24 protein-coding genes are annotated in these 25,103 nt (G+C 62.2%); 7 read left to right on the top strand and 17 right to left on the bottom strand.

Features of this window, described 5'->3' with window-relative positions; translation table 11 throughout:
* Window positions 1-19 precede the first annotated feature (19 nt).
* The 5 genes from GX515_09355 to GX515_09335 all read right to left on the bottom strand — a co-directional run bounded on the left by GX515_09355 (window position 20) and on the right by GX515_09335 (window position 4,831).
* A complete protein-coding gene (locus GX515_09355; GenBank protein ID HHY33203.1) occupies window positions 20-1,081 on the bottom strand; it encodes a BMP family ABC transporter substrate-binding protein in 1,062 nt (353 codons plus the stop codon).
* Window positions 1,082-1,084: 3 nt separating this feature from the next.
* Window positions 1,085-1,666 carry a hypothetical protein gene (locus GX515_09350; protein HHY33202.1) on the bottom strand — a complete coding sequence of 194 codons (582 nt, stop codon included), beginning with the start codon at window positions 1,664-1,666 and terminating at the stop codon, window positions 1,085-1,087.
* Window positions 1,663-3,141 carry an amidohydrolase family protein gene (locus GX515_09345; GenBank protein HHY33201.1) on the bottom strand — a complete coding sequence of 493 codons (1,479 nt, stop codon included), beginning with the start codon at window positions 3,139-3,141 and terminating at the stop codon, window positions 1,663-1,665. The genes GX515_09350 and GX515_09345 overlap by 4 nt, the downstream gene beginning before the upstream one ends.
* A 17-nt stretch (window positions 3,142-3,158) precedes the next feature.
* Window positions 3,159-3,902: a nucleoside phosphorylase gene (locus tag GX515_09340; protein HHY33200.1), complete on the bottom strand. Its 744-nt coding sequence runs from the start codon at window positions 3,900-3,902 to the stop codon at window positions 3,159-3,161.
* Window positions 3,903-4,081: 179 nt separating this feature from the next.
* Complete coding sequence (locus tag GX515_09335) at window positions 4,082-4,831, bottom strand: GntR family transcriptional regulator (protein HHY33199.1); 750 nt, start codon at window positions 4,829-4,831, stop codon at window positions 4,082-4,084.
* 352 nt (window positions 4,832-5,183) lie between these two features.
* Here GX515_09335 and GX515_09330 point away from each other — a divergent pair, with 352 nt between their 5' ends.
* The 5 genes from GX515_09330 (at window position 5,184) to GX515_09310 (ending at window position 9,436) form a co-directional block, all read left to right on the top strand.
* A complete protein-coding gene (locus GX515_09330) occupies window positions 5,184-5,768 on the top strand; it encodes an ECF transporter S component (GenBank protein ID HHY33198.1) in 585 nt (194 codons plus the stop codon).
* 377 nt (window positions 5,769-6,145) lie between these two features.
* Window positions 6,146-6,937, top strand: a complete 792-nt coding sequence (locus GX515_09325) for an energy-coupling factor transporter transmembrane protein EcfT (GenBank protein ID HHY33197.1) — start codon at window positions 6,146-6,148, stop codon at window positions 6,935-6,937.
* The gene (locus tag GX515_09320) at window positions 6,913-7,758 is read left to right on the top strand and encodes an ABC transporter ATP-binding protein (GenBank protein HHY33196.1); all 846 of its coding nucleotides are present in this window, start codon (window positions 6,913-6,915) and stop codon (window positions 7,756-7,758) included. Before GX515_09325 ends, GX515_09320 begins: the two co-directional genes overlap by 25 nt.
* Before the next feature lie 50 nt (window positions 7,759-7,808).
* A complete protein-coding gene (locus GX515_09315; GenBank protein HHY33195.1) occupies window positions 7,809-8,666 on the top strand; it encodes an ABC transporter ATP-binding protein in 858 nt (285 codons plus the stop codon).
* A gap of 20 nt (window positions 8,667-8,686) precedes the next feature.
* Window positions 8,687-9,436: a nucleoside phosphorylase gene (locus tag GX515_09310; GenBank protein ID HHY33194.1), complete on the top strand. Its 750-nt coding sequence runs from the start codon at window positions 8,687-8,689 to the stop codon at window positions 9,434-9,436.
* Window positions 9,437-9,586: 150 nt separating this feature from the next.
* Here GX515_09310 and larA read toward each other — a convergent pair whose 3' ends face one another.
* From larA to GX515_09250, 12 genes are all read right to left on the bottom strand, one after another.
* On the bottom strand, window positions 9,587-10,999 hold the full coding sequence (larA, locus tag GX515_09305) for a nickel-dependent lactate racemase (protein HHY33193.1): 1,413 nt from the start codon (window positions 10,997-10,999) through the stop codon (window positions 9,587-9,589).
* A gap of 102 nt (window positions 11,000-11,101) precedes the next feature.
* Window positions 11,102-12,391, bottom strand: a complete 1,290-nt coding sequence (locus GX515_09300; protein HHY33192.1) for an iron-containing alcohol dehydrogenase — start codon at window positions 12,389-12,391, stop codon at window positions 11,102-11,104.
* Between the two features lie 80 nt (window positions 12,392-12,471).
* Complete coding sequence (locus GX515_09295) at window positions 12,472-13,224, bottom strand: sugar ABC transporter ATP-binding protein (protein ID HHY33191.1); 753 nt, start codon at window positions 13,222-13,224, stop codon at window positions 12,472-12,474.
* 62 nt (window positions 13,225-13,286) lie between these two features.
* Window positions 13,287-14,249, bottom strand: a complete 963-nt coding sequence (locus GX515_09290) for an ABC transporter permease (protein ID HHY33190.1) — start codon at window positions 14,247-14,249, stop codon at window positions 13,287-13,289.
* A 70-nt stretch (window positions 14,250-14,319) separates the two neighbouring features.
* Window positions 14,320-15,285 (bottom strand): sugar ABC transporter substrate-binding protein, encoded by a 966-nt coding sequence (locus tag GX515_09285; GenBank protein HHY33189.1) that lies wholly within the window; start codon window positions 15,283-15,285, stop codon window positions 14,320-14,322.
* Between the two features lie 387 nt (window positions 15,286-15,672).
* Window positions 15,673-16,878, bottom strand: coding sequence for a 6-phosphofructokinase (locus GX515_09280; GenBank protein ID HHY33188.1), 1,206 nt, complete (start codon window positions 16,876-16,878; stop codon window positions 15,673-15,675).
* Between the two features lie 64 nt (window positions 16,879-16,942).
* Entirely contained in the window at window positions 16,943-17,992 is a 1,050-nt protein-coding gene (locus GX515_09275) for a hypothetical protein (GenBank protein ID HHY33187.1), read from the bottom strand.
* Window positions 17,993-18,131: 139 nt separating this feature from the next.
* Complete coding sequence (locus tag GX515_09270) at window positions 18,132-18,935, bottom strand: sugar phosphate isomerase/epimerase (GenBank protein HHY33186.1); 804 nt, start codon at window positions 18,933-18,935, stop codon at window positions 18,132-18,134.
* 227 nt (window positions 18,936-19,162) lie between these two features.
* Entirely contained in the window at window positions 19,163-20,134 is a 972-nt protein-coding gene (locus GX515_09265; GenBank protein HHY33185.1) for a creatininase family protein, read from the bottom strand.
* 223 nt (window positions 20,135-20,357) lie between these two features.
* The gene (locus tag GX515_09260) at window positions 20,358-21,386 is read right to left on the bottom strand and encodes a zinc-dependent alcohol dehydrogenase family protein (protein HHY33184.1); all 1,029 of its coding nucleotides are present in this window, start codon (window positions 21,384-21,386) and stop codon (window positions 20,358-20,360) included.
* Window positions 21,387-21,412: 26 nt separating this feature from the next.
* Window positions 21,413-22,594, bottom strand: a complete 1,182-nt coding sequence (locus GX515_09255; protein ID HHY33183.1) for an alcohol dehydrogenase catalytic domain-containing protein — start codon at window positions 22,592-22,594, stop codon at window positions 21,413-21,415.
* A 26-nt stretch (window positions 22,595-22,620) separates the two neighbouring features.
* Window positions 22,621-23,664 carry a LacI family transcriptional regulator gene (locus GX515_09250; GenBank protein ID HHY33182.1) on the bottom strand — a complete coding sequence of 348 codons (1,044 nt, stop codon included), beginning with the start codon at window positions 23,662-23,664 and terminating at the stop codon, window positions 22,621-22,623.
* A 545-nt stretch (window positions 23,665-24,209) separates the two neighbouring features.
* Between GX515_09250 and GX515_09245 the strand changes: the two genes are divergently transcribed.
* Together GX515_09245 and GX515_09240 are read left to right on the top strand one after the other, a co-directional pair.
* Window positions 24,210-24,470: a hypothetical protein gene (locus GX515_09245; GenBank protein HHY33181.1), complete on the top strand. Its 261-nt coding sequence runs from the start codon at window positions 24,210-24,212 to the stop codon at window positions 24,468-24,470.
* Window positions 24,471-24,820: 350 nt separating this feature from the next.
* Window positions 24,821-25,103: hypothetical protein (locus GX515_09240; GenBank protein ID HHY33180.1), on the top strand; the 283-nt coding region annotated here is incomplete at its 3' end.

Here is a 25,103-nt window from a genome sequence, read left to right as displayed (position 1 = left end):
GCACCGCACAAGACACCGGCTAGAAGGCCGGTGCTTTGAACTTGGCCAGTTCGTCGAGGCTGGTCGGCACCTTGAACTTCCCGTCGCGCAGCGCGTTGCTGTACTTCTCAAGCTCAGCCATAACTTGGGCTGGCACCTTGGACTTCGTGTACCTCATCTCGCTCAGCCCTATGCCGCCTTCCTTTATGCCAAGAGAAACAACTCCTGAAGTGAACCTGCCGCGCACGGTATCCTCGATGGCAGCGAAGCACGCAGTATCCACTCTTTTTACCATGCTCGTGAGAACCTTCCCCGGCGCCAGGCTGTCCTGATCCATGTCCACGCCCACGGCATAGAACCCATCGGGCCGAGCCTTGACAGCGTCTATCACTCCGAGACCGCTCTCCCCGGCGGCCTGGTACACTATATCCGCGCCACTGTTATACATCATGTCGGCGATCTGTTTCCCCTTGGCGGGGTCTGTGAACGAGCCAACATAGGCCGCACTTACCTTGACCTTGGGACTAGCCGTCATCACGCCCGCCCGGAATCCGGCCTCAAACTTCCTAATGAGTGGCGAATCCATTCCGCCAACGAAACCTACTTTCCCAGTCTTGGTCATCTTGCCCGCGAGGAACCCGACTAGGAAGGAGCCCTCCTCCTCCCGGAATACGTAACAGCGCAAGTTGCCGGGTATCGTGTCCGGCACTGAGTCTATGAGAGCGAACTTGGCGCCAGGGAACTCAGAAGCCGCTTTGACGATCGCATCGGTCAGCAGGAAACCTACTCCCACAACTACGTTGTGTCCCTCGCTGGCCAGCTTCTTGAGATTGACCTCATAATCCGCCTGCTCTCTCGATTCCACGAGGGTGACGTCGACTCCCAGTGAGGACTGAGCCTTCTTGAAACCCTCCCAGGCGATGTCGTTGAATCCATGTCCGGAAAGCCCGGTCAGGTCTGTAACCATACCAGCCTTCGCAGGCGCCGCCGCTGCAGCTGCCGCACCGGCCAACACATCGACCCCGGCCCCTTGCGGGATGCCGAGCGCCGCCAGAAGCAGAACACCGACGAGGCACACGCAGGCTCTTCGATTTGATCTCATCTTTCATCCCCCCGAAGGTTCATAAGTCAGGAAGAAGCGCAGAAGAGGTCCTGTTAGAACTGCTGCTATCAGTGTTCCGATACCTACCTCCCCTTTTAGAAGAAATCCCACACACACCGATAGGAAGTCCGTGGCTATTCGCGCTGACCCAATATCCATCTTCAGAAGCTTGCCGACGGTGAACGCCCACCCGTCAAGCGGTCCTCGCCCCATGTTTGCCCGGGCGTATGCCGCTATACCGCCCGCCATGAGGACTATGCCGCCCAGTAGCAGCGCGAGCCTGAATGCCAGCGAGCCGCCCCGAACGGCGACAAGCGGCATGAAGAAGTCAATGGACCATCCCACCAAGATCACGTTGAAGAGGGTGCCAAGGCCCGGGACCTCGCCGCCCAGAAGGTAGTTTACTACCACGAGAACGGCGGTTGTCAGCTGGGAAATGCGCCCAAGGCTGAGGCCCGTGACGTTTTGGCATCCCTGCATGAAAACGGTCCACGGGTCGACACCCAGTTTGGCGTTGACTATCATCGCAACGCCGAGCCCGATGACGGGTTGAGACACAATCACCACCGTCACAGCCCGTTTCATGCCCCGCTCCCCCGCCACACCTGGGAACGCGGGATCCGTTCGCGGCGAAGAACCTCCCGCGCGCGCTCCACTACATCGCCAACATTCAACGCGGTGTGGTTGCCCCTTGAGACCACGATCTTGCCATCAACCATAACAAGCTCAATGTCTCGTGTAGACGCGGCGAAGATTATGTTGGAAAGCAAGGCGTGACAGTCGGTCGCTGCCAGGCGCGGGGAATCTACATTGAACCCGACCAAGTCGGCAAGACAACCCTCGGACAGGTCGCCAAGGTCCACCCACCCGGCTGCCCGAGCGCCGTTTCGCGTGAGCATATCCATGACATCGTGCGGACTGAGCACGGACGCGTCGCCCATCGTGAGCCTCTGCAACATCGCAGCGAACCTGCCCTCGACCAACATGTCGTAGGCTCCGCTGCTTGCCGCACCGTCCCCTCCGAGCGCTACTGGGATGCCCGCCTTCTGCATTTTGACGACGGGGGTCACCCCATCAAGCAGTCTCACGTTGCTGGACGGGCATTGGACCACGCTGGACCCACTTCGCGCGATGAGGTCGATGTCGTGGTCATCCACCCATACCACGTGAACCAGCTGGGTACCGGGGGACAGCACCTCACACTCATCGAGAACCTCGATCTCACTCTTGCCAAACCTTGCGAAGCTTGACTCGGTCTCAGCGCGACCCTCGCAAGCGTGGATGTGGATGCCCACACCATACGCCCCCGACAGCTCAACTGCGCCCTGGAGCAGCTCCTTCGTGCATGCCGGCAGGCCGACCGGGGCGATTCTTGCGAGCAATCTGCCGCCGAGGTCGGATTTGCTGTAGGGGTTGCCGTCGGACTTGGCGCCGGGCTTGTCGACGCGGGATTTGCCAGCGCCAGACCCACCGCCGTCCGACCTGCAGTCCCACGCCGTGACGAAGTCCTCGGCCAGTTTGAGCGCGGCATCCGTGGCCCTCGCTGGGGTATTCTCGCCCTCCATGTAGTCCGCGATGGCAAGGCCCACAGAGGCCCTCAGGCCGCTGTCCACAAGGGCCTGCACCACGGCGTCAGGATGTGCGCATTCCGTGATCATCTCGGAGACGCAGGTTGTACCAGACGCCAGCGCTTCCAGGGCACCGAGGAGAGTGCTGTAGTAGTAACCGTCCCAGGACAGCTTGTAGTCCCATATGAGCCTCAGCCACGGGGTCAGGGGCAGGCCGTCCATGAGACCGCGACCGAACGTTTGCAGCAAATGGGTGTGTGCGTCAACGAACCCGGGCACCAAGGCGAGGTTCGATCCCTCAATGACAACGCGTCCCGGACCGTCACAAGGAAGATCGAAACGCTCAGGACGATAGGCGATCCTGCGCACTCGGTTCCCCTCGACAAGCAAGTCCGCCCGCACAAACGGGTCTTCGGACGGGTCGCCTTGCCGTCTGTAGACCAGCGCGTTCTTAAAGAGGACCTCCGTAGGCTTCCACTGTCCCGATCCCACTGCGCCGCGCCCCCACTTCATCCGAGTTTCACGGCAGCACGCAGCGCAACCCGGATCATGGCGTCTATGCCCTTCTCGATTTCATCGGGGCTCTTTATCTCGCGGCCGGTCACAAGGTTGCCTGCGGGCACCAGCAGCGCCGCTCCAGCGCATCCACGAAGGCTGGATACAACGAATATGGCTGCGGCTTCATTTTCAACTGCAAGTACCTTGGAGTCGCTCCAAACCTTGATGCGTTGCCTATAATCTCCGTGCGCGAATGGTGATTCGATGTAGAAGGCGTCGTGTGTTCGGACTATGCCCAGTCTGTAGTCGATCCCAAGCTCTTCAGCGGCGTCCACCAGTGCCCGCAAGAGTGTGAAATCAGCGACGGCGGGATATGAGAGGGGGATATACTCGGGGGTCGTGCCATCTCCACGGACCGCGGCTGTGGCGATGATGAGCTCCCCGGGAACGATGTCCTCCTGAAGCGCACCACACGTACCTACCCGGATAAGATTTCTCGCGCCGATGTTTATGGCCTCTTCCACAGTGATCGAGGCCGAGGGAGCGCCGACGCCGGTCGATATCGTGGAGACCGTGACACCGTCCACCTTACCGGTGAAGGTATGAAACTCCCTGTTTGCCGCGATGGGCCGCGCGTCTTCGAAATAGTTCGCTATCAGTTTCGCACGCCCCGGGTCGCCCGGCAGAAGGACCGTCTTCCCTATGTCCCCCGGCTTACACTTGATGTGATGCTGCACTTCCGTAGCTACTGCCATGTCTCGTCCCTCGCTTCAGCGGATTGACGTTGTTGCTGTGGTCGTTCCGTGTTCGATCAATGTCCGATGCGTTCTCCGTATGAGAGATGTCTATATGTGATGTCTTCGGCCGTTGTGTCCGGCGCCGCTGTGTCCGGCAGCGCTACGTCTTGCAGCGCTCGGCCAAGGTCCAGCTTGCTTCAAGGGCTGTTTTGCCAGGTCGCCACGAATCGGAGCTTTGGCGCTCGGGGCAGGAGAAAGTGCCGGGAATACACCAACGCCCTGCCAGAAGCGTCGTACGCGACACGTTCCAGCAAGAGAGCCGGCGTGTCAGACGGCACACGTGCATTTCTCGCGTCCGCCTCCCCGAGGTGGACTGCGCTCGCCTCAACCTCCGAGCGCACCGCCCTTATACCGACGGATTCCAGCAGACGGATGGCCGAATGTGGCGCGTCGCGGCGCACCCGCTCAAGCGCGAACGTAACGACCTTGACAGGGACGAAATCGACCATGTACGCTACCGGGATTCCCGAAAGTTGGGCCCTGATCTCCAACACAAGCACTCTTTCGCCTTCAGAAAGAGCCAACCGGCTCCTTGCAACGGAGCCCGCTTCCTGGTCATAAGCCGCTATCACGCTGCAGTCTACGCGCCCCCCGCGCGCCCCGAGAAAGTCCACTGTATCCACAAAGCGCGATATGTCTGTGCTCGGGGGAGCCTGTGCCACGCCAAGCACGGTGCGCCCGACCCCGCGCTGGTTCACGATGATTCCATCCTGCTCCATCAGGAGCAAGGTCTCGCGAAGCACATTCCTGCTCACCTTCAGGAGGCTGGCAAGCTCGGGCTCAGAGGGCAACTTGCTTCCGACGGGAAGGCTGCCGTCGCTTATCATACGCAGAAGGCGCTCATACAGCTGCACCCTGAGTGGCTTGAAGCCCTTTTGCACCCGCACAGGCTCTTCCTCCCTTAAGGGCATTGCTCTTAACACACGTTAAGATCGCGTCTTGCGTGGTTGTAGTATATCAGATGTTGGACATCTCGCTTATAGGATACCACGGTTCGTCGATGGGTGCAATATGCCTTGCAGCCCTTTCGTGGAGAGCAATGCGGGGAAAGACGTGCTGTGCTCGGAGAGCGCCGCAGGTGAAAGGATTTTGCGACACGGCATAGAAGAAAATACCTGTCGATCCCATGTCCAGACCGTCCAAACCGGTTGGCCAAGTTGGCCAAAGGGGGGTGATATCGAGCAGACGACGCGACACCCGGAGACGCAAGTTGGAGACTTCTAAGGAGGAGGCGATCGTATGGCGCAAACCGCGCAACCGAGGGTGGTAAAGTCCGGCATTGGAACGATGGCGTGGCTACTGGTCCCCGTCGCAGTGGGCATTAACCTCGTCGGGAATTTCATCGCTGTGAGCCTGAAATTGCCCGTGTTCCTCGACTCCATCGGCACGGTGACTGCGGCCATCCTGGCAGGGCCGTGGATCGGCGCACTCGTAGGGCTCCTCACCAATCTCATAGCCGGCCTTCTCATCACGCCGACTTGGCTGTGGTACGCCGTGGTAAACGTGGTGTTCGGCATAGTCGCGGGCTTCCTTGCGAGAAAGGGCTGGTATGCCACCATCCCCAAGACGATCGTCTGCGGCCTCATCCTCGCCGTGATAGGCATGATCGTGTCCGCGCCCATAACCGCGTATGTCTACGGCGGGGTGACCGGGGCTGGGGAGGACTTCATCAGGGCATACCTGTACGCCACGGGCAAGACACTCATCGAGGGGGCCATCACCGCGAGCGCTATTACGGAGCCAATTGACAAGATCCTGAGCGCTATCATAGCATTCCTCATCGTGAAAGGCGTGCCGCAAAGATATCGTTCGCAGTTCAAGTAGGACGTCAAGCGAAGCGGTGAATAGCCGGAACCACTCAGGCTGGGCAGGCGCCCGAATGCTCCAAAACCACTTCTAGCAGGTATACTATCCCGGCGGGCGCGAGCGTCGCGGCGACCGAGACCGAGACTAGGATGACCGAGATTAACAAGGAAGGCGATTGGGGAACGACGCTCGCGCCCCGGACGTGAAGGCAGGCGCGGACCGGCGCGTCGGTAGCTGGAGGACGCGACGGCGGCAACGGCTTTGCGGGCTTCAATGTGTCCAAGGTGGGATGATGCGGGAAAACTCGACGGTCCCGTGGCGATCTACCGTGGCGATCTACTTGGTGGAGCAGGTGGCCGGCCGGGAACTACATGCCGTCCGGGGATGATGTAACAATGGGCAGGGCAACTCCGTACGTACATCGAGATTCGGCGATTCACAGACTCAACCCCCTTACTAAAGGTGTCTTCTTCTGTTGCGTGGTCGTCGTCGCCTTCACCGCGCCGTCCGTGGGCATTGTGCTGTCTCTGCTCGGCGCGGTCGTGGTCGCGGCGGTCGTCGCCGAGGTCTCGCGAAACCTGGCTACCCTTGTGTTGAAATCAGCTTTTCTCATCGTTTTCCTCATCTTCGTGGTTCAGGGACTTTTCTATCCAGGCTCCAAGGCTGCGCTTTGGAGGATTGGGCCTGTCACGGTCTGGCGTGAGGGACTGAATTTCGCGGTTTTCACATCGGCCCGGCTCATCACCATAATCGCAGCCACGGTCCTCTTCATCCTAACCACCAAGGCCGAGGACCTCGTATCTGAGATGATGGCGCACGGGCTGTCACGCAAGCTCGGGTATGTGGTCCTGATGACGATGCAGATCGTGCCCCAGATGCAGGCTCGAGCCACAGCCATCCTCGACGCCCAACGGTCGCGGGGTCTCGAGACCGAAGGAGGACTCATGAAGCGGTTCAGGGCGTACGTGCCCATTGTTGGTCCCCTTGTGGTTGGATCCATAATCTCGCTCGAGACCCGCTCGCTAGCCATCGAAGCCAGGGGCTTCAGTTCACCCACGCGAAGGGTACGCGTGGAGGAGATACCCGATTCCCGGGGAGAGAGAATATCGAGATGGGCTGCGGCCGCGTTGACCGCTCTATTCGTTGTTTGGAGGTTTGTGTCTTGGATATCGTCATCGATTCACTGACATATACGTACCCAGGGCAGGCACAACCCGCACTCAAGGACATATCTCTCAGCATACAGTCGGGCGAATTGTGTTGCCTCATCGGCGCGAATGGAGCGGGCAAATCCACGCTATGCTGTGCCATCGCCGGGTTCGTGCCCCACTTTTACAAGGGCGAGATGTACGGCTCCGTAACGGTAGGAGGGCTCGATACCGTCCAGAGTTCCATCGGCAACCTTGCGCGACGCGTGGGCATTGTATTCCAGAACCCATTTGACCAAATCACCGGTGCCACGCTCACCGTATTTGCCGAGGTGGCGTTCGGTCTGGAGAATCTCGGCATTCCAAGGGACGAGACGATGCGTCGCGTTGAAGACGCCCTCCGAAAGGTCAACCTGTGGGACCTACGCACGCGCTCGCCGCTCGAGCTCTCCGGCGGGCAGCAGCAGAGGCTCGCCATCGCATCCGTGCTCGCGATGGATCCGCCCATAATCGTGCTGGATGAGGCCACCTCGCAACTGGATCCCGCGGGGACGCGCGAGATCTGGCAGATCATCGCGATGCTTCACGCCTCCGGCAAGACTCTCCTTGTAGCAGAGCACAAAATGGAATACGTGGCGCGCCACGCATCGAAGGTGGTTCTTCTCTACAAGGGGGGAATAGCTGCCTGCGGTAGCCCGAGGGATGTGTTCGGCAAAGCTGACATTGCGGCCTTCGGCGTGAGAAGGCCACGCTTCATGGAGCTGATGAGCGGGCTCGCCCGAGAGGGGCTGTGGCAGGGTGAGATGCCCTTGACCCTTGAGGACGCCGCCTCCGCGCTAAAGAAGGTGGCACAGAGTTGAGCACGGAAAGCCCCCGCGTCGACGCGGATCGGACCGACACTGGCAAGTGCATCGTCCTTGACGACGTGCATTTCGAATATCCAGGAGGCGTAGTGGCGCTCCGCGGCGTATCCCTGAAGATCGGCAGAGGAGAGACCGTGGCCATCGTAGGCGAAAACGGCGCGGGCAAGACCACCCTCGTCAAGCACCTCAACGGGCTGTTGAAGCCCTCATCGGGTTCGGTCACGGTGGACGGCATCGATACCCGCTCGAAGACGGTAGCGTCCATGGCGCGCCTCGTGGGGTTCGTGTTCCAGAACCCAGACGACCAGTTGTTCCAGAACCAGGTCGCGCGCGAGGTAGCGTTCGGCCCGCGCAACCTCGGTTACCCCACCGAGCGGGTCGAGGAGCTCGTAAAGTGGGCGGTCGAGCAGGTTGAGATCTCGGACCTGCTCCCAAGGCATCCGTATGACCTGGGCCTCGCCCAGCGCAAACTAGTGGCCATCGCGTCAATCGTGGCGATGGACACGCCTTACATCGTCCTCGACGAGCCCACGACCGGCCAGGATCACCCTGGCACGGAGAAGCTAGGTAGGCTCGTCGCCAGGCTGGGCGGTGCGGGCAAGACTGTCATAGCCATAACCCACGACATGGAGTTCGCTGCGGCGCATTTCGCCCGCATCATCGTCATGGCCGACGGGAAGGTCATCCTCGACGGCACGCCGCGCGAGGTGTTTTCACGCCCGGCGGTCCTCGAAAGGGCCGCTGTCGAGCCCCCTCAGATCACGCGTCTCGGGCAGCTCCTCGAGCTCGGTGAGTGCGTCCTCGATGAGGGGGAATTCCTACAGGCCTTCTCGCGGCGTCTTGCCGCTCTCAAGCCTTCGCACGAACATGAAGCTGGACAGCCGGCACGGCCGGAGGAGCTGTGACAGCTGGGAGGTGCGGATCGATGTCAAAACAGCCACACATTCAGTGCGGGCCGGGAGAGACAACCCCTTATGTGCTGCTCCCCGGGGACCCCGCGAGGGTGAGGCGGATCGCCGAGATGCTTGAGAACGCGCGGGAGGTCGCGTTCAATCGCGAGTTCCTGACGATGGTGGGAGACTATAAGGGGGTTGCCGTGACGGTGACGTCGACCGGGTGTGGGGCGCCCTCGATGGGCATCGCCCTCGAGGAACATGCCCGGCTGGGGGCGCGCGTAGCGATCAGAGTTGGAAGCTGCGGCGGTTTGCAGCTGGGAATGGGCCTCGGGGATCTCGTAGTGGCAACGGCAGCCGCCCGCTGCGACGGCACCACCGCGTTGTACGCAGACCCTGCTTTTCCTGCGGTGGCGGATTGGGATGTGACGGCCGCCCTCGCGGACGCGGCGAGCAAGACGGGCGCGCGCCTTCATGTCGGCCCCGTCCACTCCCATGACTCCTTCTATGTGGACGACTACCAAGAGATCCGCGAACGCTGGAGGAGGCTCGGCCTTGTCGCGTCAGACATGGAGACCGGCGCGCTTTTCGTCATCGGGCGCATTCGCGGGCTCAAGACCGGCTCGATCCTGAATGTGGTGGTCACCGCGGAGGGACACACCGATGAGGGCATAGCCCGGTTCCAACGGGGCGAAGAGATGACAAGGCGTGGTGAGCGGAACTCCATCCTGGCAGCCCTCGAGGCATTACGCGTGACAGCAGGCGGGCCCCAGCAGGTGTGAGGCTGGGGCTTCTCCCGCCCTGCCGCTTTGCGTTGTGCGGTGACCGCTGATCCAGGTCCGCTGTACAACCAGTTTATCTCTTGCTCGTCGCGATTCGGAAGCTTCCCTCCTGCTGCAAATCAGCACAGTCCTTGCCAGAGAGGGGTTCACTCAGGTGCGCCGCACAGGGATGCCGTATGGCCCGTCCTTCAGGTAGGCTATGGTGGGACGGGTTGGATGGGCTCCCTCCACCTTCGGACGGTCGCTCTTTGCCCTGAGCTCCTCCATCGCCTCACCCACGGCGAGCTCGACCATGCGCGCCAAGTCCGCAAGCGAACGCGAGTACCGCCTCTCGGGAGGCAGGAGCAAGTTGCCGTCACGCCCGGGCAGGATAGCCGCGTCCCTGGGCGTGATGTGCGGCGCGCAGTATGTGAAGTTCTCCATCGGGATCTTTGCGAAGACCTTTGCCCACATCTGCACCTGCCACTGGTCGGGCACGAACCTCCAGTCTGGGCTGGTGATGAGGCGCATGTACGCCTCGGGCCCATGCAGCGTCAGAAGATGGAGGACGGTCCTGTAAGTCGGGCTCCCCACAGGGTCGGCATCGACGTTGTTGGCCCCCATTATCAATCTTCCGCCCGGCCTGAGCACGGGTATGGCCACGACTGCCGCCTTCGCGGCCTGATAGTGGTTGATCCCCACAAAGCCTGCGTGGGTCACGACGATGTCGTACTCCCTGTCGACCGGGATGCTCACGTATTCCGCAAGTCTCTTCGTGGCTGCGATGTGCGCCTCCTCAAGGTCTCCCGCATACACCCCGGTCAGCTCGAACTTGCTGTTCAAGGTGACGTTGACTATGAAGTCGACCCCCGCCATCTTTGCAACCTCTAGGGATTCCTCGTGGCAGGGGTTGCCTTCGAGGACTAGATCGCGCGCGTTCGGCGAAGAGAGGAACTCCGGACCGTGAAAGACATACGTGCTCTCCTCCCCGATGAGCCCGGGGCACACGGACTTGCGCCCTCCTGACGTCCCGGCCATGAAATGGCTTTCCACGAGCCCCGTTAGGATCTTGATGTCGGATTCGAGATAAGCCTTGTTGATGAGCACATGGGTCCCGCGCGATGTGGTACCCAGGCTAGCGAGGCTCGCGCGATCGCGGCAATCGTGGCAGACGATCCTGACCCCGCGAGCGGGAACCGACGGGTCGATCATCTTCTCCAGCTCGTCCCTGGAGAGCACCCTGTGGGTGCCGGTGGCCGCTATCACCGTGATCCGGTCCGGCTCGATCCCCGTCTCAATGAGCGTGTCCACGATGGGCGCGAGGATCCCCGCCTCGCCTCGGTACGGCACTGGTCTCGTGTTGTCAGAGATGACCACGGCAGCAGTCGCCCCCGGCCTTCCCTCGCATTTGCGCCGCACTAGCTCCACGAGGCCCGGCGAACCTATGGGCCTCGCGAGAGCCTCCCGGATCACCCGCGAAGGGTCCCCGAGAGGCCCGGGTTCTGACATGGAAAGACAGACCGTCTCAGCCGGGAGCTCGACGTCCACCGACTCCGCCCCGAACACCATCGAAAACTTCGCCATCTCGATGCACCGCCCATCCTGAACGCTCAAGAAATGCTCAAACTCGGCTCGTGCTGCTCCGAGTACGTGCCTTGCTGCGCACTCCGCTTTCCTCTGCGTTCCCTACTTCTTCATGTTTTTGATTAGGCCGAAATCCCCTGTCTTGGCCGCAAGGAGAATCGGCCTCATGTACTCCTCCACGAGGGACGCAGACAGCGGCACGGGCATGTTCTTCAGCTTCATGTCGAGCTGCGGGTCCTTGGCGGCCGCCATGGCTCGCTCGATGTGCTCGTCGGTAAACCCCGGGATCTCCGCGAGCGTCGTCGGGAAACCGACCTTCTTGCTGAGGTTCACCATCCCCTCCGCAACCGCCACGCCGAGGTCGCGACCGCTCAGCCTCCCGAGGTCCGCCGAGATGTAGCTGTGCCGCTTGTAGATCTCGCCCACCACGCGAAGCTGGTCCTCCACGGCCGGCGCGAAGAACACAGTGTAGTAAGGGTTCATCACGGCGCACGCGCGCCCGTGGCTTGCGATGTCCACCAGCGAGAAGCTCGTGAGGTGGGCGCCGTTCGTGCCTCCCACCATGATCGCGTACCCGCCCAAGTCAGTGGCGAGCCCGAGCGCCTCGCGGACCTCGTCATTCTTCGGATCCTCGATGACCTTCTCCATGTTGGCCACGGCAAGCTCGATGCCGACCTCGGCTATCTCTCGCGCCAGCTCATACTGCTGCGGGCCTATCCCGAAGAAGACCTCGATGCAGTGGGCTATCCCATCGAAAGCCCCGTCAAGCGTCATCCCCCTGGGCATGGTCTTGGTGACCGCGTAGTCGAAGACCGCGCGCGACGGCACTATCGCCTCGTCCACGATGAGCTTCTTCTGCCCGGCCACGGGGTCAGTCACGTTGGAGTATTTCGTGAGATGCGCTCCTGAACTTGCCGCGCTCTGGACAGCCACCATCGGCAGGAGGCGCTTGCCTGTCTTGGCCAGCGCCGCGCTGACCTGCCCCGTGCCGAAGTACGGGTCGATCTCCGGCTCGTATGCGCCGAGATTCGCCAACACGTTCGCCGCTTTGACAGCATCGATGGTGCTGCCACCTCCCACTGCGACGAGGCAGTCCGGCTTGAACTGAAGCACGTACGTGGTGATGCGGTACACGTCCTCCCTCGGCGCGTTGGGGGCTGCGTCCGGGACGATCCGGTCTCCCGCGAGCTTCACGCCTCTCTTGGCAAGAGATTCCACCACCGGGTCCACCACGTGCTTGAACCAGTCGGCGCGGTTCGCCACCACAAGCGCGCTCCTACCGAACTCGGAAGCAAACTCGCCGACCTTGTCGAGGACCCCGAGGCCAAACGCGTACCTGTCGCCCTTGAATCCTTTCAGCAGTTCTTTCGCCCTAGCTTTCAAATGTTCCATTCCCGGCATCGTCCGAATACCTCCCATCCCAAAACCTTCGCTGCATTGTTCTCGCGCCCGTCGCCTTTGCCGCCGTCGTGCTATCGCTGTTCCCCTGATTCCACCCGCCGCGCCCCAAACGAAACTATCTGAACCAGTTCTTCGACGGAGATCTCGTCCTTTCCGAAATCTCCCACCTTTCTACCATGCTCAAGAACGACTATTCTGTCCGCCACCGGGTACACGTGGTACAAATTGTGAGTGATGAATATTATCGCTAGCCCCCGCTTGCGAGCCTCGTCGATGTAAGTGAGGACTTTGTTGGTCTCATGTACGGAAAGAGCAGACGTCGGTTCATCCAGGATGAGTAGTTTGCCGCCGAAATGCATGGTCCTCCCGATGGCTATCGCCTGGCGCTCCCCGCCGGAGAGAACGGAGACCTCGTCGTTCGCAGACCTGACCCGGATACCGATGTCTCTGAGAGCCTCCTCCGTGACCACCCGCATCTTCTTCCCGTCGAGCAGCCGGAAAACTCCCACTCTTCGCTGCGGCTCCGCACCGAGGAAGAAGTTCCGCGCGATGCTCATGCTCTCGATAAGCGCAAGGTCCTGGTACACCGTCTCGATTCCGAGCCTCCGGGCGTCCTTGGGGGACGCGAACTCCACCTTCCGGCCCTCGAAGCGCAGCTCCCCTTCATCCGGCCGATACACCCCAGTGAGGATCTTGATGAGCGTGGACTTGCCGGCCCCATTGTCACCAACGAGGCCCGTCACCTCACCTCGCCGTATGGTTATGTCGACGCGCTCGAGACCGGTCACCTTCCCGAAACGCTTGCAGAGTCCGATGCCCTCCATGAGTGGCGGAGCGCCCGAGCCGGGCGCACAATCGGTGTAGTCCGAGGCTACCGACGCTTGGGTCACCGATGCCACGATATCACCTCCCCCAGCCTCACGTTGAGCGCCACCGCAGCCACGACGATGAAGCCGACGAACGCCATGTACCAGTACGCAGGCGCCCCCACCATCACGAGGCCGATCCTGATGGACGCCATCGTGACCGCGCCCAACATGGCCCCGAGTATGCTGCCCACACCCCCCGTGAGGGAGTTGCCGCCGACGACCGCGGCAGCGATCGCCTCGAGCGGCAGATCCTGTCCCCAAACCGGGGACATCGAGCCCATCCTGCCAAGCTGAAAGCATCCGGCGAGACCGGCCATCACGCCAGCGAGAACGAAGTTGACGAGTTTGACCCTGGTGTCAGGAACGCCGAGCGCACGAGCGGCGGCCCTCTTTCCGCCGGTCGCGAACACCCAGTTTCCGTATGCCGTCTTTTGCAAGACCACCCAGAATACGGCGCCGATCACGAGCCACCACGCAGCGGAGATATGGAACGTGTGGTATACCTTCGCTCCTCCCAACCATCTCAGGAGTGGGACGTCGGTAAACACGCTGATCGGCCAGCCCTGCGTGAGATAGAGCGCCAAGCCTCTCCAGAACATCATCGCCCCGAGGGTCGTTATGAACGATGGGATCCTCGCGCTCAAGGTCACGAGGCCGTTCAGCGCGCCGATTCCGGCGGAGCAAGCCAGGACCACTGCGAAGGCAAGGTACGGATTCCACGACAAGCGGGTGACGAGCATGGCCAAGAGCATGCCCGTGAGGGCGAAATTGGACCCGACCGATAGGTCCATCTCCCCGGCTATCATGAGAAAGCTCACGCCCACGGCCACGGTGCCGAGCTCCGCCGCTACCGTGACGATGTCCCCGAGCGTTCCAGCACTGAGAAACTCCCTCTTCATGGATATGAAGACGGCATATACCACGATAAGTGCCACGGCCACTCCGACTTCCCTGTGGCCAAGCAGCGCCTTTATCCGCATGCCCACCCCTCCTTGGCAAAATGCGGGGAGGAGCCCCTCCCCGCATTTCTCGCGAGGCTTATCTCGCGGCTCATCTGTAGCCCTGTTTTACGAGAGACGCGACCGCGTCCGCGGTCTCCGCCGTAACGAAGCCCCGGCCCGTATCATAGTCAGCAGGGTTCAGCTTATACTTGGCACACAGATAGAGCTCCACCACGGCCATATAGCCCTGGAGGTATTGCTGCTGATCCACGGTGCCCTCGCAGATCCCGTCGGAGATGGCCTGGATAACTGTGGGGTCAAGGTCGAAGGACACCATGAGGACCTTCCCCTTCAGGCCGTCATCCCTGATCATCTTTATCGTCGGGATCGCTCCCAGCGGGCCCAGGGTGAAGATGGCTGCCGTGTCGGGGTTGGCCTTAAGGTAGCTTCGGAGGATACCTATCGCCTGCGTTGCGTCCTGGGTGATGTCGAGCTTATCTACCTTCCCGCCGAGCTCCTGGGTGATCACCTCGGTGATGCCTTTCGCGCGCGCCTCAAGGCCCACGTGGCCTGCCTGGTGGATCGCCACGACCACCCGCGCGCCCTTCTTGAGCTTCGGCAACAGCTGGCGCGCGGCCATCTTGCCGGCCTCATACTCGTCCATGCCGATGTACGCCATATAGGGGATGGTTCCGCGAAGCTCCTCCGGCTCTTTGCAGTTGATAGCGATGACGGGGATGCCACGTTTCCTGGCCTCTTTGATCGGCTCAGCCCAGGCTCGCGCATCGCTTATCGTCGTGGCGATCCCGCCGGCCTTCGCCTCTATGGCTGCCCGGAACATGGCAACCTGCTCGGGAACGTTGTACCCCGCCGGACCCTGGAAGATCGCCCTCACCCCGAGCGCCTTCCCGGCGTCCTGCACACCGCGCTGCACAACTGCCCAGAACGGGTCACCCGGGCCGGCATGGGCTATGACGTAGAACGTCAACTCATCCGCCGCCAACGTCGCGGAGTCAAACCCACCCAGCACAAGAGCGCAGCACAACACCAGCATCAACCCGACAAGCCTTTTCATGCGGAAACCCTCCTTCTTCACTCACGGGAATGTGACAGCCACTCGCGTCAGACTCCGCGTTCTCGAGGTTTCCTTCGTCGAACTCCTTGAGATCCCTAAGTGGCACACCGACAGTCTCCCACCTCCCCCCTCACGATGGGAGACCGGACGGTAGTCCCGAGTCACCAAGGGTCGCTTCCAGCCTGTCCGTCCGTGGTGCTTTGGCTTCAAAGGTTTCGCGCAACTTCGTCAGTTGACGGCAGTGAATGCATTTAGGTTTGTCGGTGGCTAGCGTGGCGAGCGTCCTTCGCCCACGGGCATCAGGTCATCGCGGCCATCCTCCTACACTTAGCTGCGGCCTACGATAGCGCTCGCGCTGGCCCGGCAACTCGCAGACACCCCCGGTCTTCATGCCTTCACGGGAATCCGCTCGAGCCTGGTGTACGGCTGGAGAGGTCCTCCCATGAGAGGCGACGCGTATTGGACAAACGCCGCGGTGACATCGTTGCCTGCTTCGTTTATGAACTCGTCCGGCACGAGCTTCTCTTCATTGGCCACGACCGCCAGATCACATGTCCCGAGCTCCACCTCATACCGCGGCCCGGGCTTCCGCGTGATGACCACCATCTTGTCGGTGATCCCCTGAGTCGCGCACCTCACGGCGTGCCGGCCGACCTCGTACGCTTCCTCCACGTCCACCGGCGAGGCCAATGCCGCCGACACCCTTTGGATCGTGCCAGGCTTGTCGCACCTTGCCTTAAGCTTCAGGTTCGTCGCCACGAGGTCGCAAAGGAACTCCCCGACCCCGCCGAGCTGCTTGTGGCCGAACTTGTCCGTGTCGATGGACCGGGACGAGGCTGTGACGTACCTCCCCGCCTCATCCTTCAGCCCTTCGCACACCGTCACTACACAGTGCCCGAGCCTGTCGTACACGGCCTTCACGTCCGCGAGGAACTTGTCGGGGTTGAAGGGCCGTTCCGGCAGGTAGATGAGGTGCGGGGCAGCGTCTTCGTGGTCTCTAGCAAGCGCGGTGGCGGCGGTGATCCAACCCGCGTTCCTGCCCATGACCTCAATCACCTTGACGTTGTCCACGACCCCGATCGCTTCGGTATCCAGCCCGGCATCCCTGACCGCGATCGCGACCCAGCGCGCGACGCTCCCGTAGCCCGGAGAGTGATCCGTCACCGCAAGGTCATTGTCTATGGTCTTGGGGACGGCCACAACCGCGAGCTCGTAGCCGGCGTCTCTCGCTGCCTTACTCACCTTGTTGGAGGTATCGGCGGAGTCGTTCCCGCCAATGTAGAAGAAGTAACGGATGTTGTACTTCCTGAAGACCTCCACCAGCCTCGCGCAATCCTCCGGCGACACCTTGTGGCGGCACGATCCGAGGGCGGCCGAAGGAGTCCCGCGAAGCCCTCGAATGACGGAAGGCTCCTGCTTGCCAAGGTCGACAAAGTCCTCTTTGAGTATCCCGAGGACGCCGTGCACCCCCCCGTAGACCCCCTGGATCTCTGCGTGCTCGAGGGCTTCCTCGACCACCCCTGCGAGGCTTGCGTTTATCACGGCAGTCGGCCCTCCGGATTGTCCAACGACTGCGTTGCCCCTAAGCGGCATGAGAACCACCCTCCTATGTGCTCTCGCCCCTCCATCGGACCCGGTCCCAGGGCACTGGGGGCACTCAGACAAAGTAGCGCGTTATCGCGTCCATGTCCTTCCCGCGCGTCTCCATAAGGACCCGCGTGGCCGCCTCCGCATCAAGGCCGTTGTGAACTATCTCGCTCACAGCCACAGCCACTGCCCGTGGATCGTCCTTGCCGGGGAATGTCACGTTCCTCCCCACGAGCGCGCCCCTGACCGTAGCCCCTGCGCGCATTCCCGCCGCGAACTCCTCGAGTATGCCGGTGGGATCGCCAGTTGACTCCCCGCCCAGCATGAGTATGGGACAAGTCGTGGCCCTCGCGACCTTGTCATAACCCTCGCAGTACGGGATCTTCAACCATGTGTACGCACTGGATTTTCCGAGCCCGGCAGCGACCCCCACGATCTTGATGAGTGCCTCAGCCTCTTTCAGGGTCTTGAGCTTCCCCTCGACCTTCCGCAGCATAAGGGCCTCAAGGAAGACGGGGATTCCCAAGTCAACCAGCTCGTTGATGGCTTCCACACAATACATGATCGTCTTGCCGGAATCCGGGTTCTCCGGATCGAGCCTGAACATTATCTTGGCGCCGTCAAGGCCCATGTCGGCGATGGAATCCACGGTGTACGCGGTCATCCTGTCATCCATCTCGAACACGACGCCCGCAAGCCCACCCCGGTTCATGCACCCGAGGATTACCTTCTCGTCCAGGAAGGAAGGTCCGCCAGCCTCCTGCACGAGGTAGTCGAGGACGAGCAGCTCCTCGATTATGTCAGGCGTCGCCATCACCCCATCGAACCTGGGGTCAGTCAGCACCCTGGCCAGGCGTGCAAGGAGGCCGTACCGGTCGCCGATGGCCACAGGGTCGTCGCCGACCTTCGTCACCATGCGCGCAGGGTGGTCGGTCGCGAGGATCGTGAGCTTGCCGTCACGTGTGAGCGTGCGCCGTCTCTTGCGGCTTTGGGCGATCTCCCTTATAAGCCCTGGCTCGTTCACCCGAATGTCAACGATCTTGTCGCATATCCTGGCAGGCAGGAAATCCTGCGCCCGGAACTCGTATCCTTCGATTGAGTACCCAAACCTGCCGGTCATTCATCGCACCTCCCGTGGTCTCTGATGCGGTACGGGCGTCTAGGACGGCGCGCTTGCGGCGCGCCTCGTTCGAATTCGCCGCGCGAGATAGCCGAATTCTCCACGCCCCGTCGGGCAAGCACCGGCAACCCTAGCGCCGTCAAGAAATGAGCAAAGGCGCCAGGTGCTCGCGGGTCTGAGCGTATGCCGCGCGGGCTTCCGGTTTGTGAAGTATCTCCGCCGAAAGGTAACCTTGGTATCCCGAGTCGCGCAGCGTCCCCACGATCTCACGGAAGTCCAGGTGCCCGCACCCCGGCGCCCAACGGTTGCTGTCTGCTACGTGGACGTGCCATATCCTGCGCGCTGCCTCCCGGAGTGAACCCGTGATCGACGGCTCCTCGATGTTCATGTGGAAAGTGTCCACAAGGAGGCCCACGTTGTCACCGGCGGCTTCGGCCACCGCAAGCGCGTCAGCGACGGTGTTGAGGAGGTCCGTCTCAAAACGGTTCAAGGGCTCGAGGAGCAACTTCACACCACGTCCAGCGGCATACCGAGCGACCTCCCGCATCCCCGCCACCACGCACTCGGTGGCGCGCTCCGGGCCGAGACCGTCCTTGGCCCGACCGCGAATGAGCCCGACTATCACGTAGGCGCCGAGCTCCGCCGCAAGGTCCACATGGGCTTTCAACCGCGACACAGCACCCTCGCGTCGTGCGGCCTCCGGATGGGACAGGCTGAGCCCCTCAGCGTATGCAGCTCCTGTCCCGAGCGCGGGGACCTCCAGGCCATGGGCCCCCAGCAGGCGCTTCACTGACGCAGGGTCGAGGCCCTTGGGATCGCCTATCGCAAGCTCGACTCCGTCAAACCCGACCTCCGCGGCAAGCCTCACCGCCTCTTCGAGCGGAATATCCGCCGCGAGTGGCGTCGCCTTCGGCGTCGCGTTCGCCACAATGCTCAATTTCATCTCAGCGTCACCTCGGTCATCCTCGCGCCTCGCCTCGGCCATTCCTGCACGATGATCATGCCGTGCCCATGGTGCCTGCGGCCATCCTCCCGCCCGGTCCTACACCGCGCCGGCTCGAGGCGTCCGGGACCCGATCCTGGGCCTAGGTGCCTCGCCACGGATTCACGTTTCCTTTCACCACAGCGCAAGGGTTGCCGGTGCCGGTTTCAACCCCGTCTCGCCGGGGCTCACGCCGGCGGATATACGAGAGAGTAGATGCTCCGCCCGCCAGGCGCAAGAGGCCCCTTCAAGACCGCCTCGATGTCCTCACGGCGCCGCTGGCTCATGTCCTCGATGGGCGGGAGTTTGCCGGGCGGGAACGCCTTGAGGATGTCGTCATGCAGCTTCACCATGTAGTCCAGGAATGCTTCCACACCCGGCCTCGCCTTCTCGGGATCGGCGAGCGTGGGCTTGCCGACGCATCCCTCGGGCGTAGCGGCATATTCAGCCGGACCGCAACCGATGTGCCCGTACCACGCTATCGGCCTGTGAAGCAGGTTGCCCGCCTTGTCCACGTGCCCTTCGGGTAGATAGCCCCTAGGCGTCGTATCCACGGCCTTCGACTGGTCCATGAGCTCCGGGAACAAAGCCAAGCTCCACGACGTCTCCACTTCGTCGGCGTGGATGAAAGGAGTCTCGTACACGCCGCCTTGATCTTTCAGCTTGAAATGGTCCTGCACGGCGTGGTACCAGTTGACGTTGATTATGATCGCCGGCACCTGGTACGTCTTGCCGAACTGGTGGATCGCCGTGGGGATCACGTACTCTTGGCCGTGCCCGTTGAGAAGTATCATCTTGCGGAACCCCATGTTCCAGAACCCGGCCATCATGGACTTGAGGAGCCCACAGAAGATCTCCTCAGGCACTATCACAGTGCCCGGCATCCCCATATGGTGGAACGGATGGGAACCGTACCACACGGGTTGGGCGACGGTGCAGCCGGTCCTAAGAGCAACCGCCTCGGCCATCCTCGTCACGAGGAAGGTGTCCTCGCCGATGCACGCGTTTGGCCCGTGGTTCTCCGTGGACCCCACGGGAACTATGAGGATGTCGTCTTTCTTGAGACGCTCCTGGATCTGGCTCATCGTCATGTTTTGCAGGTAAACGCCAGATGGTTCGTCCATGTGCCCCTTCTTTGGAGGCAGTTCCCAGTTGCCCATGTGACAATGCTCCTTCCTTCGAGGATTTCGAAAAACCAGCGCAAGGTCGGTCGCCCGTCCAAGGCGGGCCGCCCGTCCGTCGCGCAGTAACCGGCGGCCTCTTCGGGGGCCGGCAGTCCACCTCTTGACGCCCGCTGCGCACGGTTCACCGCACGCCGCCCGCCGCGCGCGACTGGTCGCCGTTCGTCCTCCGGCTCGACCGGTCCACGGCCGGAGCGGGCGGCTACTCGGGCGTAACGACCACCTTGACGGCCTTGCCGGACCTCATCGCTTCGAAACCCTCGCTTATGTTGGCGACGCTCACCCGATGCGTTATGAGAGCGTCCGTCTTGATGGCCCCGCTCTCCAACACTTTGATGGCGGGCGGGAACGTGTACTTCGCTATGTAGGTACCGAGCACGGCGACCTCGTGGCGGGTGATGTAGTACTGCGCCACAGGGGGCGCGACCGATTGGTTCATCCCAAAGAGGAGCACCTTGCCGCCGCGCCTCACGAGATCCAACGCCGCCGGGAGCAGCGCACCGACCGCGTCCACCACGACATCCGCGCCGATGCCCGTCTCGTCCAACACCCTTGCCTTGACGTCGGTGCTGCGCGGGTCGATCACGAGGTCGGCCCCGCTCCGCCTGGCTGCCTCCGCCCTCACTTCGGCCATCTCGGAGACGATTATCTTGCCAGCGCCGGCCGCCCGGAACACCTGGATGAACAGCAGCCCGATCGGCCCCGCCCCGAGCACGACCACAGACTCGCCCGGGTGCAGCCGCACTTTCTCGGTGCCGTTGACCACGCAAGAGAGAGGCTCCGCAAAAACAGCCGTGTCGGGCGGAACGGCTTTCGAGATCTTGTGAAGAGCCCGCGCTGGCGCCACGTTGTATTTCGCGAACCCTCCATTGAGGAAGATCCCGAGCGTAGTCATGTTTTCGCACATGTTCGGCATCCCCATGCGGCAGTACCGGCACCTGCCGCACGTGAGGTTGGGGTCGATCACGACCCTGTCGCCTTCCTGCAGGCCCTCCACCCCCGGGCCTGTCTTGAGAACGGTCCCAACGTATTCGTGGCCGAGAATGGAGCCGGGCGTGGCCGGGTGGCCGGGCGGAACCTCCAGGATGTGCACGTCGGTGCCGCAGATGCTGGCTGCGTCGACCTTGAGAAGGACATCGTCCTCCTTGTGGAGTGCCGGCACGGGGACCTCCTTGACAGCAAGCCTACCATTGCCCTCGAAGACCGCCGCCAGCATGGTCCTGTCTTCCATCGAAAACCCTCCCGAGCCCCCGCCCCTTAGATGAGAGCGGTGATCTTGCACTCGCTCCTGTCCGTCTGCAGCCTTATGATGTTCTCGGGCACCTCGTCCATGGTGATCCTCTTTGTGACGAGCGGCAGGACGTCCATGCCCGACGCGATCGAGCTTATCACCCTCGGGAACGTCCCGTGACCCGAATGGCCCTGGGAGCCGACTATGCGCGCTCGCCTCACCTGGAAGACCTCTCCGGTGACCGGGATCTTCGCATCCGCGCGGGCGACGATGGAGACCGTGGCCTCAATGGTCTTGCCTTCCCATATCGCCTGCTCGATGCCTGGCCATACAGCGGCCGGAAGGCCGGTGGCCTCGAGGTACAGGTTCGCGCCCATGCCGCGGGTGAGCTCCAGCACCGCCTCGGTGAAGTCCTGCTCGACAGGGTTGATGACGTAGTCGGCCCCCATCTTCTTGCCGAGCTCGGCGCGGCGCTTCGACGGCTCCGAGAGTATGACCCTCGCCGCGCCCGCGCGCTTCATGATGGCCACAGCCGCAAGCCCGATGGGCCCTCCGCCGCATATCACGACGTTGTCGCCGGGGCGGATTCCGCCTGTGACGTCGATGACGGCCGTGTACGCCACGGATGTGGGCTCAACCAGGGCTCCCGCCACGAACACGTCGTCACCGGAGTACCTCTCTTTGAGCTCCTCGATGCTCCAGACGTACCTAGCGTCCACCGTGATGTATTCCGCGAACGCCCCGTCGCAGCTGAACCCAAGTTCCTGAAGGGCCTCGCACTGGTTCGGGTACCCGTCAGCGCACGGGCGGCACGAACCGCACCACAGCATCTCCTCGGAGCACACGGCCTCCCCGGGTTCGAAGGGTTTACGCGTCCGCTTGTTTATGGCGTTCTTGCCGGCCTCGACGACCACGCCGGAGAACTCGTGGCCCAGCGTGCACGGGAACGCGGTGAGACCCGGATAGAAGATGTAGCCCTCTTCGTCCGCCTGCGCCATGTGGACGTCGCTTCCGCAGATCCCGCAGGCCTTGACCTTGATCAACACCTCGGTGAGACCGGGCTTGGGAACTTCTTTCTCCACCACCTGGAGTCTGGGATTCCGCCACACCTTGCTCCCTAGGTACGTGAGCTTGCCATCGATGTCCTTGGCACCGAGCTTGAAACCAGGCCTGGGCTGCCAGTCACAAGATAGAACGACCGCTTTCATCTCTCTTACCTCCATTTTCGACACGTCTACGGCCTATCCGGCTCCGCCGCATCGCGCCGGCCTTGATACTCCCCGCAAGTCCGACGGACCACCAGACGCGGGGGAAGGACCACGCGGCGTGCCGGCTCATCCCCAACTTTGCCGTCGATCCGCTCGAACAACATGCGCGCGGCTATGGCGCCGATATCGTACTTGGGTTGGGCGACGGTCGTGAGCTGCACCAGGTGGAGGCGGGCGAACGGGATGTCGTCGAACCCGACAACAGCGATATCCTCTGGCACCCTGAGGCCGCGCTCGTATATCGCCTCGAGCGCTCCCATGGCCATATAGTCGTTCGCGGCAAACACCGCGGTGACGCCCAGAGCCCGGTCCAGGAGCGCGCTCATGGCACGGTACCCGCCCTCCTGCTTGAAATCGCCCTCTACAACGAGCTCGGGATCGGGTTCGATGCCCGCCCGACGGAGCGCCTGGCAGTATCCTTCGTACCGGTCCATGCTTGCGGAGACGTGGGAGGGACCGGCCAAGTAAGCGATTCTCTGATGGCCGAGCCGCACGAGGTGGGTCGCAGCCTGGAACCCGCCGAGAACGTTGTCCACAACCACGCTGTCGGCCTCCACATCAGGCAGAGTACGGCCGGCAAAGACGAAGGGGATCTGCTTTGAGCGTAGAACCGTCATATCGCTCTCCCCCGCCTTGACCGACGTGAAAATGATGCCGTCCACCCTCTTCTCGACAAGAAGGTCTATGTACGCGGCCTCCTTCTTCGGTCTGCCGTCGGTGTTGCAAAGGATCACGTTGCTGTCGAAGTCCGAAGCCAGGTCTTCGACGCCGCGCGCCACCTCCGCGTGGAACGGGTTGGTTATGTCCGATATGATGAGGCCGATGGTCCCGGTCTTCCGAGTGTTCAACCCCCGGGCGAGCGCGTTCCGGGAGTAACCTATCTCCTTTATCGCGGCAAACACCGCGGATCTGGTCTCTTCAGCAACGTTTGGGTCAGCATTCAGGACACGCGACACAGTTGACTTCGAGACACCAGCGACCCTGGCCACGTCTCGGATTGTTGGGCCCAACTTCATCCACTCCATCCTTACGTATCGCCTGAGGCCGCGTAACGCATCGCCCCCCCCCCGCCCATCAAGCGGTTGCTGGGCCGCCCGCCGGCTTCCCGAGCCGACCCCTCGCGGTAGCCTCGCGCGCCCCGAGAAGCTGCGATCCCAAGCTCGGGTCGACGTGGCCGCGCTCAGCAGGCCGGCGGCAGGCCCTTCGCCCCGCTGGCATACCGACAAATCAGGGGCCTTTCCCGAAAAGCAGAAGCGTTGCGTGCCGCGTTGCGTTCCGCGTCCTGTCAGCTTTGGCTTCTGGTGCGAAAGAGGCACGATCCCGAGCGGCTCTGGGACCGGTCCCAGGCTAAGTAATTCGCCGCCGCTGTCCGAACTCCTTCATTAAGGGGAACGAGTTTATCCCGGGGTCTTACTAGCCTCTGAAAAGCGGTATTTCCGCTTTTGGTTGGTGCCTCGCCCGTGGCCTGGCGTGAGTGGCAGACGGAGCCGGAAGGCCTGGAATGGTGAGACGGAAACTATGACTTCTTCTACCGTGATATGATGGTAAAGAAGCCATGTTTGTTCGGGTGACTTGGGCGAGAGGTATTGGTTACCTGCGGATCGTGGAAAGTTACAGGAAGGATGGGGTAAGCAGGCACAGGGTGCTTCTCAGTTTGGGGCGGTGTGACCATCAGGCGACAGTGGAGACGGTGCGCGAATTGGTCAGGGAGTACCGTCCGTTGGAAAGAGCTCCGGTGGTGATCGCGGAGGTTGAGGAAGCATCCGGTCGCGCGCAGGGGAAGGGATATTTCCGGAAGCTGCGCGGGTGGAAGTAGGGGTGTCCTTATAAGACAGGTATGCCGTAATGAAGGCGAAGCGCACGAAGGAGGAGTCACCGGGTCAGCATTGGAGCTGTCTTTAAGGTGGCACGCAACGACCGCTGCGGCAAGGCCGGAGGCGGGCCATTCGTGGAGCCCGCCCGGCCTGGCCGCCCCGCGAGAGAAGTAGATGGGTAGAGGCCCGCAGAGGGGGCGGGCTGGGGCTCGCTGGTCGGATTGCACCTTGATAACTCAAAGACGGCGTGTATGCGGCAGCGAGGGGCTTTCATCAAGAAGGCGGCCGGGCCTGCAGGAGGATCGCATTCTGGCGTTGTAATGGAGGGTAGGCTGGTGCGGAGGTGGGGAGTATGGGGCGCAAGGTCATCTACCGACAGCGTATCCGGAGCCAGGCTGCCTCGGTGCAGGCGAAATCCCTTCTTGCGCATATTGCGAGTGAGGTCCGCGCCCGCAGGGAGGTGTCGGGCGATGAGGCGTACCTCATCACGCTCGACGCGTACCGGTTCTTGCAGCGAGGACTCCTTCGCCTGGGTCCCGGGCAGGTGGAACTGCCGTGCATAGCCGGGCGGGGAAGCCACATGCGCCGCGCGCGCAGGGACCAGCCCGAGAAGCTGGTGAGGGTGTCCATCGTCG

The organism is Bacillota bacterium, from assembly GCA_012842395.1.
Taxonomy (GTDB): domain Bacteria; phylum Bacillota; class SHA-98; order UBA4971; family UBA4971; genus UBA6256.
Note: the sequence above shows the minus strand (reverse complement) of the source record. Positions and strands in the feature narration are given on the sequence as shown.

Bases quoted from the DNA above. Each gene is read 5' to 3' on its own strand.
- GX515_09300 (HHY33192.1), bottom strand. From the start codon at position 12,391: ATGGAACATTTGAAAGCTAGGGCGAAAGAACTGCTGAAAGGATTCAAG.
- GX515_09260 (HHY33184.1), bottom strand. From the start codon at position 21,386: ATGGAAGACAGGACCATGCTGGCGGCGGTCTTCGAGGGCAATGGTAGG.
- GX515_09295 (HHY33191.1), bottom strand. From the start codon at position 13,224: ATGGAGGGCATCGGACTCTGCAAGCGTTTCGGGAAGGTGACCGGTCTC.
- GX515_09290 (HHY33190.1), bottom strand. From the start codon at position 14,249: ATGCGGATAAAGGCGCTGCTTGGCCACAGGGAAGTCGGAGTGGCCGTG.
- GX515_09355 (HHY33203.1), bottom strand. From the start codon at position 1,081: ATGAGATCAAATCGAAGAGCCTGCGTGTGCCTCGTCGGTGTTCTGCTT.
- larA (HHY33193.1), bottom strand. From the start codon at position 10,999: ATGGCGAAGTTTTCGATGGTGTTCGGGGCGGAGTCGGTGGACGTCGAG.
- GX515_09350 (HHY33202.1), bottom strand. From the start codon at position 1,666: ATGAAACGGGCTGTGACGGTGGTGATTGTGTCTCAACCCGTCATCGGG.
- GX515_09275 (HHY33187.1), bottom strand. From the start codon at position 17,992: ATGACCGGCAGGTTTGGGTACTCAATCGAAGGATACGAGTTCCGGGCG.
- GX515_09310 (HHY33194.1), top strand. From the start codon at position 8,687: ATGTCAAAACAGCCACACATTCAGTGCGGGCCGGGAGAGACAACCCCT.
- GX515_09270 (HHY33186.1), bottom strand. From the start codon at position 18,935: ATGAAATTGAGCATTGTGGCGAACGCGACGCCGAAGGCGACGCCACTC.
- GX515_09325 (HHY33197.1), top strand. From the start codon at position 6,146: ATGGGCAGGGCAACTCCGTACGTACATCGAGATTCGGCGATTCACAGA.
- GX515_09285 (HHY33189.1), bottom strand. From the start codon at position 15,285: ATGAAAAGGCTTGTCGGGTTGATGCTGGTGTTGTGCTGCGCTCTTGTG.
- GX515_09280 (HHY33188.1), bottom strand. From the start codon at position 16,878: ATGCCGCTTAGGGGCAACGCAGTCGTTGGACAATCCGGAGGGCCGACT.
- GX515_09330 (HHY33198.1), top strand. From the start codon at position 5,184: ATGGCGCAAACCGCGCAACCGAGGGTGGTAAAGTCCGGCATTGGAACG.
- GX515_09245 (HHY33181.1), top strand. From the start codon at position 24,210: ATGTTTGTTCGGGTGACTTGGGCGAGAGGTATTGGTTACCTGCGGATC.
- GX515_09255 (HHY33183.1), bottom strand. From the start codon at position 22,594: ATGAAAGCGGTCGTTCTATCTTGTGACTGGCAGCCCAGGCCTGGTTTC.
- GX515_09340 (HHY33200.1), bottom strand. From the start codon at position 3,902: ATGGCAGTAGCTACGGAAGTGCAGCATCACATCAAGTGTAAGCCGGGG.
- GX515_09265 (HHY33185.1), bottom strand. From the start codon at position 20,134: ATGGGCAACTGGGAACTGCCTCCAAAGAAGGGGCACATGGACGAACCA.